Source organism: Pseudomonas migulae, assembly GCF_043225285.1.
Classification (GTDB): Bacteria; Pseudomonadota; Gammaproteobacteria; order Pseudomonadales; family Pseudomonadaceae; genus Aquipseudomonas; species Aquipseudomonas migulae_C.
This window is the reverse complement of the sequence record NZ_CP171224.1, coordinates 5,568,223-5,584,252: the sequence shown is the minus strand read 5'-3', so window position 1 is coordinate 5,584,252 and position 16,030 is coordinate 5,568,223. Positions and strand designations below refer to the sequence as shown.

Genomic DNA, 16,030 nt, shown 5'->3' with positions numbered 1-16,030 from the left:
GCGCCTTACTTGGCGGCCATCAGCCGATTGACTTCACTGCGCACCATGTTCGCGAATTCCGGCGGCGACATGCCGTCGAGTTCGGAGCGGACCCATTCGGCCCATTTGCCCTTGCGTTTGGCGCGCTCGCCGAACAAGCGGGCAGCTTCGCCCTTGGCCTTGCCGAGGTTGTTCTGCCAGAGTTCGAACAGACGGGATTTTTCGTCTTCCAGCGCTGCGCGCTCGGCGAGGGGTTTGTCGGCCAGATTGAAGCTCATGGGGAGTTACCTGCTGCGTAAATAGGCGACATCTTACACTGTAGGAAGAAATGTCCTGCGCTGGATTTTTCTACAGGATTGAGCCCGCAGGCAAAATCGCTGCAACTTTTCCCGTCGCCGCGGACTCCATTGTTCACTGCCCATTCACCTGCAAGGAGTTACCCAATGGCCCGCAAAACCGCCGCCCAAGTCGCGGAAGACCAAATCAAGGATCAGGCATTCAGCGAGCTTCAGTCGCTGATCGAGGAATCGGAAAAACTGCTCAAGAGCAGTGCGTCACTGGTCGGTGAAGAAGCCGACACGCTGCGTGGGCAAATCGCCCAGAAACTCCAGCAGGCTCGGGATTCGGTCACCAGCGTTCGCGACCGGACCCTGCCGGCGGTCGAGGCTACCGAGACCTACATTGGCGGTCATCCGTGGCAGACCGTGGCGATTTCCGCCGGGTTTGGGCTGGTGGTCGGTTTGTTGTTGGGCCGTCGTTAAGCGCAGGCTAAATGCAACCTACTGTAGGAGCCGGTTTGCCGGCGATGGCGTCATTGAGATCGCTATCGCCGGCAAGCCGGCTCCTACACGTATGGCGTCCGACGAATCGGGTTTATCCAGGCATTACGCGTTTTCGTTAACGACCATCGCCGGCAAGCCGGCTCCTACAGGGTGTGTGTTTAATCGGCCAATTCGCGCAGGTTAGCCAGCGTATCCGCATCAAGCTCGATGCCAGCGGTGCTGGATTTGGCACGCTGAGAGTGACGTCGATCCCCCGGCAAACGCTTGAGCCCCACACCGTGCATCTGCCGCACCAGTTCCTGGCTGCGCTCGGCGAAGCTCTGCCCCGCCGCTTTGCTCGGGTCGATGACAATCAGCAGTTGCCCGGTCCAGGGCGTCTTGGCCCCGGGATGGTTCTTCCAGTCGAACTCGAACGAGAAGTTGCCGCCGGTCAACGCTGCCGCCAACAGCTCCACCATCATCGACAGCGCCGAACCCTTATGGCCGCCAAACGGCAACAGCGCACCGCCTTCCAGAATCGCTTTCGGGTCCTGGGTCGGTTGGCCGAGGCTGTCCACACCCATGCCCGCTGGCAGACGTTCACCCTTGCGCGCGGCGATTTGCACATCGCCGTGGGCAATGGCGCTGGTGGCGAGATCAAAGACAATCGGATCGCCGTCGGCCCGCGGTGCGGCGAACGCAATCGGGTTGGTGCCGAACAGTGGACGATCGGCGCCGTGCGGCACCACGCAGGTCATGCTGTTGACCACGCTCAACGCCACCAGCCCTTCATAGGCAAACGGTTCGACGTCCGGCCACAGCGCCGCGAAATGATGGGAGTTACGAATCGCCAGCACCGCAATCCCGGCACTGCGAGCCTTTTCCACCAGCAAGGCGCGAGCGGCGGCCAGTGCAGGTTGGGCAAAACCGTTGCCGGCATCGACCCGGACAAACCCCGACGCCACGTCCTCGACCACCGGCACGGCCTGGCCATTCACCCAGCCGCTCTTGAGCGTCGACACGTAACCGGGAATGCGAAACACGCCATGGCTGTGAGCACCGTCGCGTTCGGCGCCGGCACAGTTTTCAGCCAGCACCCGCGCGACATCGGCCGAGGTGCCATGACGCAGGAAGATCCTCTCAAGCAACGCCGTCAGCTCATCGAGGGACAGGTTTTGCGAGACAACAGGAGACGCGTGATCGTGTGGCGCAGACATCTGAAGCTCCAGACTAATTATTGGAGGGGGCAACAGCGTATGAAGACTCGCTGATTAACCACGCGCGACCCGTAGCCTGTCAACCTTTGGAATGGGCCCGTGCGCACAGACACCCTCAGTCCGTGCGTTAACTATCTACCGCCTTCGAGGTGGCGGCGGCTTTTAGTCTCGAATCTCAATTTTCCGGCGCTGCCGATCACGAGATTCAACAATGTCTACACCTGCCCTTCCCCTGTTTTTCCCCCAGGCCCTGAATTCACCGGGCCTTTGGACTGAGCTTGGCAAAACACATGGCCTGGCGAAAAAGGACTTCGAGTGGTTCGCCCATCTGAAGCTGTCCAGTCATGCCTTGCGCAATCAACAGAAACCGCCGATGCACGCCGAAAAAATCATGATCGGCGCCGACGGCTTGTCTTTCCCCCTGGCGGGCAGCTTTGTGTTGAGCCCTGCTCCGGATGACCAAGGGGTGATTCTTTACACGCCCTATGGAGGGATCAAGAAGTTCGACAGCCGCACGGCCCTGTCCGAGCAAGTCAAAAGCCAGCTCGACGATGCGAACGAAGATGACGAACCCGTGGCCTTTCTCTCATTGTCCGCGCGCAAAACCCTGGCAGCGGCGACCGACATCACGCTGACCTTCGAAACGATCGAGGGTGACGTATTCGAAGATCAACGTGCCGTCATCAACATCAATCAGCACATCAACGACCAGGCCATGGTCGACGAGCTTCAAAAGCTGCCGACCCTGGCGACGCTGCTCGATACCGTGCTTGAGGGACTGTTGAAAACCGGGTTTCCAGCGTTGGACCAGCGCAAGACACGGGTCGCTTTTTACGCCGACAACGTGGACGACACTGCGGTCGCGAGCAGCCCCGCGGCCCGGCGCTGGACCGATTCCATGTCGCTGAGCCAGGCGCTGCTCTCGTATTACCGCCACAAAGGGTGGCCAAAGGGAAAACGTCCCGAATTTTCTCACCCGCAAAGGACGGCACAGACCAACGACCAGACAACCTGGGAAACCGCGATCAAGGCCGCGGCGCAAAACCTGAGCAGTCGAATGGGCGAGCTGTTGCAACAATTCTGGAACGAAGCAAGCGCCGACGGTGCCACGCGCCGCGCGTTCTTCTTTCGGGCAGTCCGTGAAAAAGCCCGGGCCGAACTGTTGCTCAAGCGCGAATCCGGGATCATCACCGAGGAACAAAGCCGCGACTTGCAAGCGCTGGTTGAATCCGCCTCGACAGCCTCTTCGACACTGACCCTCGAAACCGTTCGCCTCTGGGAGTATCAGCCCAACTACGTGGAGCTGGCGGGTTCGCTGATGATCAGCCAGGACAGTTCCAAAGCCTTTCTTTACACCCCGGCCCAGGGATTGCAGGTGCTGGAGGACTATCAGGACCTGAAAGACACGCTCGAGAAAAAATCCACGCAGGCCGGTCACGACGATGAGCTGTATGACCTCATGAGCCTGGAAGAACGCAACCGTTTCATCGGGTTTCATCAGCCGCAGGTGTCCGGCTCAGTGATCACCGGCACAGTGTTCAAGACGCTTTTCGAGGCGATCATCAGCAAGCAACAGCAAAACCTCGAATACACCTTGCAGGTGTTCCGCTTCAGCGATGAAGCGCTGGACATCCATGCGTTTTTCGACAAAGCCCTGGATATCCGTTCGCTGATCAACGAAAGCCTGCTGACGATTGATGTACAGGGGCGCTGGAGCACCCGGCCCGTCCTGTCAGGCAAGCATCCTTCGATAGTCCTGGCGGATACCGCCGCGGGCTATGTCAAAAGGTTCCGCGCGGTGGAGGTGCCGATGCGCAGCCAATTCGAGGCGCAACCTGTGGCCACGTTGACAGCACAGAGAGCGTACCTGGAGGAGATGAAAGCGAACCTCGCCCATGCCTTTTCCGTTGCCCTGCGGGGCGAAGCCGCCCTTCGCGAACTGAGCGCCTCATTGAAAAATGCCGACTGGCACGTTGTCGATACGGTGTTCAACCATGATCGGGCAGATCGCAAAAGCCGAACGGCCGTCAGGGGGTTCTACCCGGATGCCTATTCGCTGGTGCTCGAATGCTCCGGCGAGACCCAGGTGTTGCCCTTGGCCAATTGCGTATTGTTGACCGAGCGCGGCGGTATCGACATCCAGCATTCCGGGCGGGCCATTTTGTGGACGCCAGCGACTGGCCTGGAAGTGTTCGCGACGGTCGGGAGCGCACGGCAACAGCTGAACCTGCGCCTGCTGGATCCTGATCATCGCCTGGCGCTGCTGGAGAACCTGACCCCTGCTCAACGCAAATTGCACAGGCGCTACTCGCTGAACACCCTGCGATTGATCACAGGCAACGTGTTGCACCACCTCGCGCAATCCGCCATCGAGCTGTTTCTGGCTCGCTGCGAGCAAGTGCGCTCGCTGAAGCTGAAAACGGCTCAACAGGACAAGGCCCTGAAAGCGCTGACGCAAACACTCATCGATACCAACCTGCGCCGAGCCAGCGAGATTGCCCAGGCGATCAGCCACCAGCAGTCTCTCCCCGCCTGGCTGGGCATGGCGCCCGTCGAGGAACAACAACTGCATGTCGAGCTGTTGGAGCAGTACCGCAACAACGTCACCGACGACAAGGACTACCTGCACGGGATACAGACGCTCGAAGATTACGTTCGAGAAAAACTCAAGGCGTTGCTCACTGCACGATTCCCGGGAAAGGCACTGGATCCCGACGTCATCGAAATCACTCCCAACCTGGCGCTGGCCGGGCCAGCTCAAAGCCTGACCGGTTTCGCTCTGAACCATGTCAACATCGCGCAAGGCACCGGATTCAAGGTGGCGTCCGGCACCACGCAAGCACTGCCTGAAGGCCTGAACCAGGCCGCCGTCAGACAGCTTTTACTGTCGCTGGACATTGCTCGGGAATTTGGCAACAAGGTCACCGAAGCCCTGACAGGGAGCGACACCGCCACGCGAAAGTTGCGTTTCGTCAAACAACTGCCCTGGCAACTGCTGCAACACGCCCATGCCCTGAAGCTGCAACAACATCTGTCCCACAACGCCTTCGACCTGATCACCCAGGTCCTGGATCTGCCGGATGCCATTGCCCGCGCAACGGTGGCCGGCGCGCATGCCATCGTCCGACCGCTGGAGCTGATCAAGACAGCCGGTGCCGCCGCCGTCAAGGCTTCGGGCCTGTACCTGATCAGTCCTGGCGCCGCAGAAAAGGGTTCACACGTACTGTATGCGCCCTATCACACCGGTGAGATTTTCAGCGAGTTTGCGGATGAGGCCAGCCTTGTCGCTGCCATCAATACACCCGGCGCACTGCAAGAGCTGATCGTTCGCCGCTTGCCGGACAACGAGCGGAATACGTTCAGCAACCTGTTCAAGTCCAGCGCAGGCCAGCTCAGTGAAATCACCTTGGGGAACAAGGCGATCAGCGGCAACTTGCTGTCGCGATTGTTCAGTGACAACACCGGCGTGATTTCACACCTGCTCGGCAGCCAGGGCGAAGCTACCCGCCAACCGGACTGGGAGGCAGTCAAGTCGCTGTTCAGCACGGGGATCAAACTGATTTCCGGGCTCCTGCCCGGCAAACTCGCGTATGGCCGGTTTCTGTGGCAAGCCTACAAAAATTTCAAGGCCTCCGCAGAAGCCCTGCAAGATCACCACTGGAAGCGCGCCCTGCAATCGTTCATTGCCGGTGGCGTACAAATGGTGACGCTGGGCAGACTGTCGCTGGAAGCTGAATCGCTGCCCCCCCAGGCTGCCTCCGAAGCCGAGCCGGTTCCGACGCCAGTGGTCAGCCCGAAATGGTCAGACATGCACATGACCGCGCCGGCGCGCACGTCGCTCCAGCGCTTCGAATCGACAGGCGTGGCGCTGACAGATCTGGCAAAGAGCGCCAAGCCTGGCACTTATCTCGAGTCAATCAGCAAAAAGCGCTACGCGCCGATCGCCGGGAAAGTCTATCCCGTCACCAAACCCGGCTTGGTGTGGCGGATCCAGAATGGCAAGGAGGCGGGACCATCATTATTGAGTGCACCCTCCGGACAATTGGTGATCGACCCGGACGTGCACACCGTGCATTTCAGCAGGACCTTGTCGGACCTGCGCAATCAGTATGTCTACAATTTCCGAACCCAAAGGGTGATCAACATTGAAGCCAGGGGGATGCAGCAGATTCGCAACCTGTTCCCGTTCCGGGCCCTGATGATCGAGGAGTCCATCGCAATCGCGCGCGAGTACGCGGCCAACTGCCTGCACAACCTGGTGCAACTGGGGGAAGGCGCCCCTGGCACACGGCTGGATACGTTTTTGAGGCGCTTTTTCGATGTCGAAAGTGTTGACGAAACCCTTCTCAAGGAACTCAAAAAGGCGATTCTCCCCGTCTGCAATGCGTTGGCGGACCCGAGCGATGAACTGCTCGATACCGCTCGTTTTGTCGTGGGTCGAAACCGTGATGCCGAGTCCGGCATCATTGCGTTCGTGATGGATCAGGACAATCGCAGGAACGTGCATTTCACCGAAGATTTTTTTGAACAGCAGCTCGGACACTACAGTTCGTATGTGCCCTCAGGCTTTAACATTGGCGGTCATGCACGGGCGTCCACCGTGTTGCACGAGCTCGGGCACATCAACTCGAAGACTGTGGATTTTGCGACGCTTGAAGCCAGGCGGCCCTTTACTGACCTCATCAGTTCCCTCACTTCATTCGGGGCAAACCTCAAATCCAACCAGCTGACCTTTCAGCGTGAGGCGCTATCGCTGTTGACGCCTGAGGAAAAGTTGTTCGCACGGTGGGACGGAAATGAGGACGAGTGGGTCGACGTGGACGAGATTGAAGGCATGGAGCGAATCAGCGAGAAAATTCTTGAGGTCACCGGCGCCCGGACAATAGCTGAGGCCAAGACTGCGTTTCTGGACCCCGTGAACCCCGCCGTCCGGATCAACGTCATTTTGCGCAATGCCGACTCGCTCGCATTGTTGATCGGTGAAATGGGCCGACAGCTGGATCCGGTCTCCGTGGCGTCTACATCAAAAAACTGAAATTCCGGCGCAGGCCCCCAGTCTGCTCAGCCCTTCGGCCAAAGACGTTTATGCTGACGACCGAGCGCGGGCTGTTTTCTGACAGCCCGACGGTTAAAAATAAACAGCCGTTTGATGGGTAAATGCCATGACGGCTGTTCTCGCCACTTCCTCAGAAGGTTAGAATGCGGGAAATCAGGATGAGTCAATGACCGACAGCCCTCTTTCCCAAGCCGACTACGATGCCATCACCGATGCCGCTGCGCACTGGTGCATGCGTTTGCACGCCACCGACTGCACCGCGCAGGAGCGCCAGGCGTTCGAGCAGTGGTTGAACGCTGATCCGCTGCATGCGTTCGAGTACGAAGCCATGCTGGAGATCTGGGACGTTGCCGAAGATCTGCCGCGCCTTGAGAATGTCGTACCCATCGCTCGCGCCAAACCTGCCACGCCGTGGCGCAGCTTCGGCATCGCCGCCGCAGTGTGCGCGTTAGCGTTGCCACTGGCCGCCTACAGCGGCTGGAACCTGGGCTGGCTGCCCAATTCGTATCAGCATTTCGAATCGAGCAATGCCACTCGCCAGGTCACCCTGAGCGATGGCAGTCAGGTCGAACTTAACCTCGGCACCGAGCTGACCTTCAGCAATTACAAGGACCAGCGCCGGGTCACCCTCGACAAGGGTGAAGCCTTCTTCAGTGTCAGCCACGACGCCACTCACCCGTTCATCGTCAAGGCCGCGGACGGCAGGATCCGGGTCACCGGGACCAAGTTCAACGTCTGGATGTACGAAGACCAGGTGCGCGTGAACCTGATCGAGGGCTCGGTACTGGTCAGCAGCAACGAAGATTTGCCAGGTGACGGCTTGCGCCTTGAGCCATCGATGCAGGCGCGCTACAAGCACGGTGACTTCACGCCGCAGATCAGCCAGACCTACGCCAATGACAACTCGCTCGCGTGGCGCCACGGCAAACTGGTGCTCGATGACCTGGCGCTGTCCGAAGCCCTGCCCCTGATCAATCGCTACCTGGAAAAGCCGGTGATGGTCGCCGACAACAGCACCGGCGCGATCCGCCTCGGCGGGATCTACAACATCAAGGAACTCAACAATCTCGTGGGCACACTGCCGCGCGTGCTGCCGGTTTACCTGACCCGCAACAAGGAAGGCAACCCGGTCCTCAACTCCATTCCGCGCCAACCGCCAAAAAGCTGAAAGGCCGCAGCCCTTGCGGGGTGCGGCCTTCCTTTATCGCTCAAACACACTTCTTTTACTGCTTGGCCACCTTCCCTGCCTTGGCATCCTGCTCGCGGATCGTCTGCACCTGATATTGCGGATCGGCAGTGATCTGCTGCTCGGTGAACGGCAACACGCTCAGCTGTTTCTGCGAAAACGCCAAGGTCTGGTCATTGGCATGTTTCGACGTCGGGTCGCTGGACAAGGAGAACGCCAGCAGCCCTTTGGCTTGCGGCCCCTTGTCATCGAAGGTGACTATTTGCAGGTAGCTGGTGCCACTGACCACTTCACGCTTGCCATCGCTTCTCGGCACGCTCTGAATCGCGTTGTAGACGCCCAGCGTGCCTGGCCCGCCGTGAATCGGTGTCTGCTGCCCGCCACTGCTGACCACCTGGATATCGCCCCAGCGACTGTCGGTCTTGAGGCCAGATGTGTTGACCTGCTCCACCGACGCCAGCATCGCCTCGCGCAAAGCCTTGGCCACCTCCGGACGATCAACCGCCAGACCGCGCGGGGTGTGCTGCGGGTCTTTCGGATCGAACGCGACCCGCCAGACATCCGGCGCTTCCTGCAACGACGCCATGAGATTCTGGAAATGCACGAAGCCCAGACCGCTGTCCAGATTGGCGCTGCGATCCCATGCTTTCAGACTCGCACAGAGCGGCGTGAGCGTCGGCGCATCGCTGCCCAGGTCTTGCGCGCAGAATTGCAGCAGGTCCGGCATGACTTGCGCCGCCTGATACACCTGGTCGTCCATCACCATCCGTTGCAGATCCGCCGCCGCAATCGGCCCGGCCTTGTTCAACGTGCCCAGGCGATCCAGGGCAAAGCGTGAACGCAGGCCCAGCGGCTGGCCTTCCTGGCTGATCAGCGGCGAAAATCCGGTCAGCGGCTGCGCCGGGTTGGCCATCCACGCCGAATCGTTGGAGTGCTGCACGAAGTCCTTGCGCAACAATTGCGGCAGGTTGTCCGAGGCATAGATGCCCTTCTGCGCCGCCGCCGGGTCGATGTCCCAGGCACAGGCGCTGTTGGAACCGTCGAGCACGATCAGTTCCAGTCCGATCCGCGGATCGCTGCATTGGGCCAGTTTGTCGGTCGTGACGTTCGGCACCACCGACAGGTTCATGTAAAGCGTCTGCCCCTGATCGTCCGCCGCCAGTGTGTTGACCCACGGGATGCCCTGGATCTTGTGGACCGAGGCCTGCAGTTCCTTGAGGCTGACCGCGTGGTTCATCGCGTACCACTGCTGCAGCACCCGGTCGTTTTCCAGGTTGGCGTCGCGAAGGCTGTAGGCGAACTGGTTGTCCCAGTCCAGCTTGCCGGGCCACTGCACGATCGGGCCGAATTGCGAACTGTAGACCACATGGGAAACCGCCCGGGTCTGGCCGTCAGGCTGTTTCACGTTCACGGTGACGGTCTGCTGCTTCATCGGCAATGACTGGCCGTCGAGCAGGTAGCGGGTCGGATCCTTCGGATCGAGTTGCAGGCGATAGAGGGTGAAATGCTTGGACGAGTCCACGGTGTGGGTCCAGGCCAGGTGCTGGTTGAAACCGATGTTGATCACCGGCAGGCCGGGCAGCGCGGCGCCCATCACGTCCAGTTTGCCGGGAATGGTCAGGTGCATCTGGTAGAAACGCATCCCGCCGACCCACGGAAAATGCGGGTTCGCCAGCAACATGCCTCGCCCGTTGAATGAGCGCTCGCTGCCCACGGCGACCGCGTTGCTGCCGCGATCAAGGGCGAAGCGTTGCCGACGCGTATCCGCCACCTGGAACGCCGCCGTGGCGCCTGCGTTGGTAGCAGCGGCTTGGGGTGGCGTGGCGCCGGCCAGCGCTTCGGCAAACTGCCCAACGCCACCTTCGACCAGTAGGCGCCGGGTCAGCTTGACCAGATCCTGCGCGGTAATGTCCCGCACCCATTCGCCCTGGCATTGCTGTGGCAAACCTTGCGCGCGACGTTCCGCCAGCGAACGGTTGTAACCCGCCACGTAACCGTCAATGAGGTCGCGGACTTCCGGGGGCTGCGCCTGCCAGAACGCCGAGACGGACTGCGGCGTGTTCAACCAGTTGAAAAACACGTCGCTGACCTGGTTTTCCCGCTCTTCGACCGTGAACTGTTCCGGACCGAAATACCGTGAACGTTCGCCGTTCACCGTGGTGATTTCGTTCGCCAGCAGGCACAGATTGTCCTGAGCGTAGGCGTAGCCGATGCCGTAGCCGAGGCCCCGCTCGTTGTCGGCCCGAATGTGCGGCACGCCGAAGCTGGTGCGGCGGATATCGGCCGTCGCCGGGTCGGGTTGGCTAAGCGCGTTGGCCGCAAGACTCAAGCCCACCAACACGGCGGCAAGGCTCAATCGGGTTAATTGCCTGGTAATAATCACGCTCGCTCCAGAGTCGAATAAAACGGTAGGAGCGAGCTTGCTCGCGAAGAACGTCAACGATGACGCGTACTGTCTGGATGAATGCGCCGCTCTCCGGTTCTTCGCGAGCAAGCTCGCTCCTACAGGAACGAATTTCACCAAAAAAATTTAGCGGGCTGGAGGCCGTTTTTGCGGGGGATTGACGGGTTTGTGACGTGACGGCGACAAAATTTCTACATTCGGGGCTTCATGATTTGCGTGGCTCATACGTCTTATAGATTAAGAGCACCCAACACATCTTCCCGGTTCAGGCTCTGAATAAGGAGTTTTTGCATGTACAACTCGCAACTGCCAACGGACGGTAGCACTGCACCAATGGGCACTTCTCTAAACTCGGGGCTGTTCAGCCAACGGTCCGAACGTCACGCCAACGACCGCATCAGAATTCTGCTCAAGAGCTTCGGCCTGCGCACCAGCCTGATTCGCCTGAAAGTCATCGACGCGCTGCTGACCGCCGCTGAAAACGACCGCAGCCTGGGCGTGCGCGGCGTGCACAGTCAGCTGCTGGACCTGGATATTCCCCTGTCCTTCCTCAGTGTGCGCGAAGTGTTGAAACGGTTGTGCAGCGAAGGCGTGATCGTACTGAACCCGGACAAGAGCTACAGCCTGCACCCGCAGGCTGCCGCCGTTTTGCACGGCGAATAAGCCTGCCCGCGGGCGTCGTTCAGGGTTTGACCTTGCGGCGCATCACGCCATTGATCACCACCACGATCACCGCCACGCCAATGGCGATGTACTGGAACAGCTTTTCGCTGATGACCCCGGCATTCTGCAAATACGAAAGGCCAAACATGATCCCCAGCACCACCAGGGAGATCAGGATCGAGTATTTCAAACGTTGCGACTGGGTCATTGCCCTTTTCCTCAAACAAAAAGCTGGAACGTAAGCCTGCAGCAGAAAATTGTATCCGCCTTGTATCCGGATGCATGCCAAGCCCCTACCGTTTTCCGGGGATGGGACGCTGCGATCGGGGTCTCATGTTACAGCCGATGAAGAGTTTTAGCTTCACGGCGTTAACCATGAGGATTTTCAAATGTTACGTCGAATCACAATGCTGATTCCCCTGCTCGCCCTTCTGTCCCTGAGCGGCTGCATTATTTTCCCCCACGGCGGCTGGCACGGCGACCACCATTACGAAGGCCGTGGCGGACCGGGTTACTACCAACATCGCTAAGGCGTTTTCAGCGGCCTGACTGATCCCTGAAAAAATCATTGCCCGGTTGTGAACACAGCTCAACCATCCAGTCGACGAACACCCGCACCCGTCGCGACAACTGACGGTGAGGAGGATAGAGCGCCGTCAACGGCATGACCGGTGGCGGCATTTCCCTCAGCACCTCGACCAGACTCCCCTCCTTCAAACGCCGCGCCACGTGATAGTAAGGCGCCTGCACCAACCCATACCCGGCTTCGCAGGCTGCCAGATAACCATCGGCGCTGTTGACCGACACATGCTTGGGCAGATCGACCGTTCGCACCTGGCCATCGACGACAAACTCCAGCCCGTAGCGTTTACCGTTGCTGGCGACGTACTCGACCATTTGATGCCCCGACAGGTCCGCCAGCCCCTGCGGCGTGCCGTGGCGTTGCAGATAACCGGGGCTGACGCAGGTGACCTGGTCGAGCATGACCAATGGCCGCGCCACCAGCGAATCATCCAGCGAAGCACCACCGCGCAGCACGCAATCCACACCCTCGCGAATCAGGTCGACGGGCCGGTCATTCAAGCCGATCTCCAGTTCGATCAAGGGATAACGGGCGGTGAACTGCGGCAATGCCGGAATCACGACCAGGCGCCCGACCCCGCCGGGCATGTCCACGCGCAACAAGCCTTTGGGGTTGTGCCGCGCGGCGGAAAACACCGCTTCGGTTTCCTCAAGGTCCGCGAGCAAGCGCACGCAACGCGGGTAATACGCGGCGCCATCGAGAGTCAGGCTGATCTGGCGGGTGGTGCGTTGCAGCAATTGCACCCCCAGATGGGCTTCCAGTTGCTTGATCAGAATGGTCACCGACGCCCGGGGGATTTGCAGGCTGTCCGCCGCTTTGGCAAAGCCGCCCAGCTCGACGATTCGGGTGAACACGCGCATGGCGTTGAAACGGTCCATTGCTTTTCGCACCGACTGATTATTTAGAAATTGTGAACAGTGATAGCAGTTTTAGCCGGTTTATCTCGTTTCTGTCGAGGCGAACAATGAACGCTCAATTCACAGGGAGCTGATTTCATGCAAACACGTCAACTGGGCAAGAACGGTCCGCAGGTCAGCGCTATCGGCCTGGGCTGCATGGGCATGACCGATTTCTACACCACCGGGGTCGACACCCGCGAAGCCACCGCCACCCTGCACCGGGCGCTGGAACTGGGCATCGACCTGCTCGACACCGCCGACATGTACGGCCCGCACACCAACGAAGAACTGATCGGCAAGGCCATCGCCGGCAAACGCGACCAGGTGTTCCTGGCGAGCAAGTTCGGCATCGTCCGCGATCCGGCGAATCCGACCGCGCGCGGGGTCAATGGCCGGCCGGAGTACATTCGCGCCGCCATCGACGGCACCCTCAAGCGCCTCGGTGTCGAGACCCTGGACTTGTACTACCAGCACCGTATCGACCCACAAGTGGCCATCGAAGAAACGGTCGGCGCCATGGCCGAGCTGGTGAAGGCCGGCAAGGTGCGTTACCTGGGACTGAGTGAAGCTTCGGCGGCGACGCTGGAACGAGCGCACAAGGTCCATCCGATCAGCGCGCTGCAAAGCGAATATTCGTTGTGGAGCCGTGATCAGGAAGAAAACGGTTGCCTGGCTGCGTGCCAGCGACTGGGCATTGCCTTTGTTCCGTACAGCCCGTTGGGTCGGGGTTTTCTGACCGGCGCACTGAAAAGCCCGGACGATTTCGCCGCAGACGATTACCGTCGCTTCAGCCCACGGTTTCAAGGCGAGAACTTCGCAAAGAACCTGTTATTGGTGCAGCAAGTCGAGCGTCTGGCGGCGGAAAAAGGCGTAACGGCAGGACAACTCGCGCTGGCCTGGGTGCTGGCGCAGGGTGATTACCTGATCCCGATCCCTGGCACCAAGCAGCGCAAGTACCTGGAAGAGAACGTGGCGGCATTGGACGTCAAACTGAGCGGCGGAGAGTTGCAAGCGCTGGAAGCGATATTTCCAGCGAATGCCACCGCCGGTTTACGGTACCCGGAAGAAGTCATGAAGTTGCTCGATCGTTGATGTGTGCCTGGCCCGTCCGATTATTCGAACGGGCCAGGACAACCGCGCCACCCGTCACCCCGCCCGTTCTTGCACGATCGTACCTAAAGCCCGATCCGGGTCAGCCGATAGCCCTTCGAAGCGCCGAATTTCATACCGACACCCACAATAAGATCGCTGCTAAAAAGGACCCGGCTCCATGCCCCCATTCCGCACCATTCAGACTCGCTACACGCTGTTTCTGGTCCTGTTTATCCTGTTGTTGTTCGCGCTCACCGTAGTCGGCATCAGCCAGCTGGTTGCGCCGAAACTGCGCCACACGGAAGAACAAGTGGCCCTCAACCGCATTGCCGAAGTCGCCGAGCAAATCCAGGGCGAGCTGAACAAGGTTCAAGCACAGCAGCGCAGCATCACCCAGACCATTCCCCTGCTCGACAGCGCCGCCATCGACACCGTCCTGCCGGGCCTGGTCGATCAGTACGGCGAGCTGAAAGTCTTCGGCGGCGGCATCTGGCCCCTGCCCGGCCAGCGTGAAGCCGGACGCAACAAATTCAGCACCTTCTGGCACCGCGATGCCTCGGGCAAGCTGGCAGTCAACACGTTCTGGAACAGCGACGCCGCGCCCAATTATTACGACCAGACCTGGTACAAGGGTGGGATGCAAACCCCGCGCGGGCAATGCGCCTGGGCAGCCGCTTATAAAGATGACGCCAGCGCCGAGCCGCGCACCAATTGCGCCATGGCCATTCAGAAAAACGGCGCGGCATACGGCGTCTCCACCATCGACGTGACCTTGGGCTTTTTCAACGACCTGGTGGCACGCAAGGAGAAAGACCTCGGCGCCGAAATGCTGATCGTCGAAGCCGACGGCAAGATCATCAGCAACAGTTCGCGCATCAGCGGGCCGATCGTGCTGAAGAACATCAGTGAACTGGCGGGCAACTCGCCCTTCGCCAGTCAGGTGAAAGCCGGCCTGCAGAGTCGTGATCAGTTGCAACGCGTCGAATTCGACAACAACGGCGAGGCCAGCACCTTTTTCATGCGCCCGATCGAGGGTACGCCGTGGTTCCTCGCCACTTCGCTGCCGACCAAATTGATCACCGCCCAGCGTGACGACGTGCTCAGTACCTTGAGCCTGTTGCAAATCCCGATGGTGATCCTGCTGGTGTTGCTGCAGATCTACGCGATCCGCCAGTTGATCCAGCGCATGAAGACCTTGAAGGCCAACATTGACGCGCTGTCCGCCGGCGACGCCGACCTGACCAAACGCATCACCATCCGCGCCGAAGATGAACTGGGTGCCATCGGCCACTCGGTCAACGCCTTCATCGTGTACCTTCAAAACATGATCGGCGAAGTCACCCAGGCCACCGGCGCCATGGCGTCCAGTCTCGACAACCTGCAACGCACGTCGGCGCACACCAGCCAGATTCTGGTGCGCCACGCCTCGGAAACCGATCAGACCGTTACCGCGATCACCGAGATGAGTTCGACCGCCGAAAGTGTGGCGCAGAATGCTGCCGAAACCGCTGCCTTCACCAAACGCGCCAATGAAAACGCCGACCGTTCGCGGGTGGTCGTGGGCGAAGCTTCCAGCAGTGTGGTCGCGCTGATCGACGAGGTGGCGAGTGCCACCCACAAAGTCGAAAGCATGCAGCAGGACGCCCAACGCATCACCGAGATTCTCGGGGTGATCGGCGCCATTGCCGGGCAAACCAACCTGCTGGCACTCAATGCCGCCATCGAAGCCGCCCGTGCCGGTGAGCAGGGTCGCGGTTTTGCGGTGGTGGCCGACGAAGTCCGCGCCCTAGCCGCCCGCACCCAGGCCAGCACCTCGGAAATCAACGAGATGCTCAGCCGCCTGACCCAAGGCGTGAGTTCGTCGGTCAGCGCCATGGAAAACACCCAGGCCAGCTGCCAGTCGGCCGCCGACGCCACGGCGCGGGTTAATACCGGGCTGGATGAAATGGCCGGTTCCGTCAGCCACATCAACAGCCTCAGCACCCAGATCGCCACGGCCGCCGAGCAGCAAAGTGCAGTGACCGAGGAGATCAACCGCAGCATGGTGCAGATCCGTCATATGGTGGACGAGCTGGTGAAAAGCGGTCAGGCCAGTGAGTTGAATACCCGGCAGTTGCTGGAGGCCAACTCGCGGGTGAGTGCGATCATGGGGCGGTTCAAGGTTCGTTGATTGCCACGGTCTGTGGGAGG

12 protein-coding genes are annotated in these 16,030 nt (G+C 60.2%); 7 read left to right on the top strand and 5 right to left on the bottom strand.

Translation table 11 applies throughout. The features are described from left to right. Window positions 1–5: 5 nt before the first annotated feature. Window positions 6–257: a hypothetical protein gene (locus ACF6ZU_RS25750; protein ID WP_007937833.1), complete on the bottom strand. Its 252-nt coding sequence runs from the start codon at window positions 255–257 to the stop codon at window positions 6–8. A gap of 165 nt (window positions 258–422) precedes the next feature. Here ACF6ZU_RS25750 and ACF6ZU_RS25745 point away from each other — a divergent pair, with 165 nt between their 5' ends. Further along, window positions 423–740, top strand: coding sequence for a YqjD family protein (locus ACF6ZU_RS25745; protein ID WP_392888210.1), 318 nt, complete (start codon window positions 423–425; stop codon window positions 738–740). Window positions 741–919: 179 nt separating this feature from the next. Here ACF6ZU_RS25745 and ACF6ZU_RS25740 read toward each other — a convergent pair whose 3' ends face one another. Continuing rightward, window positions 920–1,957 (bottom strand): Ldh family oxidoreductase, encoded by a 1,038-nt coding sequence (locus tag ACF6ZU_RS25740; RefSeq protein ID WP_392888209.1) that lies wholly within the window; start codon window positions 1,955–1,957, stop codon window positions 920–922. Window positions 1,958–2,168: 211 nt separating this feature from the next. Between ACF6ZU_RS25740 and ACF6ZU_RS25735 the strand changes: the two genes are divergently transcribed. After that, complete coding sequence (locus ACF6ZU_RS25735; protein WP_392888207.1) at window positions 2,169–6,992, top strand: dermonecrotic toxin domain-containing protein; 4,824 nt, start codon at window positions 2,169–2,171, stop codon at window positions 6,990–6,992. A gap of 187 nt (window positions 6,993–7,179) precedes the next feature. Continuing rightward, window positions 7,180–8,181: a FecR family protein gene (locus ACF6ZU_RS25730; protein ID WP_392888205.1), complete on the top strand. Its 1,002-nt coding sequence runs from the start codon at window positions 7,180–7,182 to the stop codon at window positions 8,179–8,181. Between the two features lie 55 nt (window positions 8,182–8,236). On the opposite strand, the gene ACF6ZU_RS25725 is transcribed toward ACF6ZU_RS25730, so the two are convergent. Continuing rightward, the gene (locus tag ACF6ZU_RS25725) at window positions 8,237–10,582 is read right to left on the bottom strand and encodes an acylase (RefSeq protein WP_392888203.1); all 2,346 of its coding nucleotides are present in this window, start codon (window positions 10,580–10,582) and stop codon (window positions 8,237–8,239) included. A 312-nt stretch (window positions 10,583–10,894) separates the two neighbouring features. On the opposite strand from ACF6ZU_RS25725, the gene ACF6ZU_RS25720 reads away from it, so the two are divergent. Beyond that, window positions 10,895–11,266 carry a fe2+ zn2+ uptake regulation protein gene (locus ACF6ZU_RS25720; RefSeq protein WP_392888201.1) on the top strand — a complete coding sequence of 124 codons (372 nt, stop codon included), beginning with the start codon at window positions 10,895–10,897 and terminating at the stop codon, window positions 11,264–11,266. Window positions 11,267–11,285: 19 nt separating this feature from the next. On the opposite strand, the gene ACF6ZU_RS25715 is transcribed toward ACF6ZU_RS25720, so the two are convergent. Further along, on the bottom strand, window positions 11,286–11,474 hold the full coding sequence (locus ACF6ZU_RS25715; protein ID WP_008024801.1) for a hypothetical protein: 189 nt from the start codon (window positions 11,472–11,474) through the stop codon (window positions 11,286–11,288). Window positions 11,475–11,655: 181 nt separating this feature from the next. On the opposite strand from ACF6ZU_RS25715, the gene ACF6ZU_RS25710 reads away from it, so the two are divergent. Continuing rightward, window positions 11,656–11,796, top strand: a complete 141-nt coding sequence (locus ACF6ZU_RS25710) for a hypothetical protein (RefSeq protein WP_392888198.1) — start codon at window positions 11,656–11,658, stop codon at window positions 11,794–11,796. 7 nt (window positions 11,797–11,803) lie between these two features. Here ACF6ZU_RS25710 and ACF6ZU_RS25705 read toward each other — a convergent pair whose 3' ends face one another. Beyond that, the gene (locus ACF6ZU_RS25705) at window positions 11,804–12,727 is read right to left on the bottom strand and encodes a LysR family transcriptional regulator (RefSeq protein WP_392888196.1); all 924 of its coding nucleotides are present in this window, start codon (window positions 12,725–12,727) and stop codon (window positions 11,804–11,806) included. 117 nt (window positions 12,728–12,844) lie between these two features. Between ACF6ZU_RS25705 and ACF6ZU_RS25700 the strand changes: the two genes are divergently transcribed. Both ACF6ZU_RS25700 and ACF6ZU_RS25695 read left to right on the top strand, forming a co-directional pair. Continuing rightward, entirely contained in the window at window positions 12,845–13,840 is a 996-nt protein-coding gene (locus ACF6ZU_RS25700; protein WP_392888195.1) for an aldo/keto reductase, read from the top strand. A 178-nt stretch (window positions 13,841–14,018) separates the two neighbouring features. After that, window positions 14,019–16,010, top strand: coding sequence for a methyl-accepting chemotaxis protein (locus ACF6ZU_RS25695; protein WP_392888193.1), 1,992 nt, complete (start codon window positions 14,019–14,021; stop codon window positions 16,008–16,010). Window positions 16,011–16,030: the final 20 nt, after the last annotated feature.

Bases quoted from the DNA above. Each gene is read 5' to 3' on its own strand.
- ACF6ZU_RS25700 (WP_392888195.1), top strand. From the start codon at position 12,845: ATGCAAACACGTCAACTGGGCAAGAACGGTCCGCAGGTCAGCGCTATC.
- ACF6ZU_RS25735 (WP_392888207.1), top strand. From the start codon at position 2,169: ATGTCTACACCTGCCCTTCCCCTGTTTTTCCCCCAGGCCCTGAATTCA.
- ACF6ZU_RS25705 (WP_392888196.1), bottom strand. From the start codon at position 12,727: ATGGACCGTTTCAACGCCATGCGCGTGTTCACCCGAATCGTCGAGCTG.
- ACF6ZU_RS25750 (WP_007937833.1), bottom strand. From the start codon at position 257: ATGAGCTTCAATCTGGCCGACAAACCCCTCGCCGAGCGCGCAGCGCTG.
- ACF6ZU_RS25740 (WP_392888209.1), bottom strand. From the start codon at position 1,957: ATGTCTGCGCCACACGATCACGCGTCTCCTGTTGTCTCGCAAAACCTG.
- ACF6ZU_RS25710 (WP_392888198.1), top strand. From the start codon at position 11,656: ATGTTACGTCGAATCACAATGCTGATTCCCCTGCTCGCCCTTCTGTCC.
- ACF6ZU_RS25715 (WP_008024801.1), bottom strand. From the start codon at position 11,474: ATGACCCAGTCGCAACGTTTGAAATACTCGATCCTGATCTCCCTGGTG.
- ACF6ZU_RS25720 (WP_392888201.1), top strand. From the start codon at position 10,895: ATGTACAACTCGCAACTGCCAACGGACGGTAGCACTGCACCAATGGGC.
- ACF6ZU_RS25695 (WP_392888193.1), top strand. From the start codon at position 14,019: ATGCCCCCATTCCGCACCATTCAGACTCGCTACACGCTGTTTCTGGTC.
- ACF6ZU_RS25745 (WP_392888210.1), top strand. From the start codon at position 423: ATGGCCCGCAAAACCGCCGCCCAAGTCGCGGAAGACCAAATCAAGGAT.
- ACF6ZU_RS25730 (WP_392888205.1), top strand. From the start codon at position 7,180: ATGACCGACAGCCCTCTTTCCCAAGCCGACTACGATGCCATCACCGAT.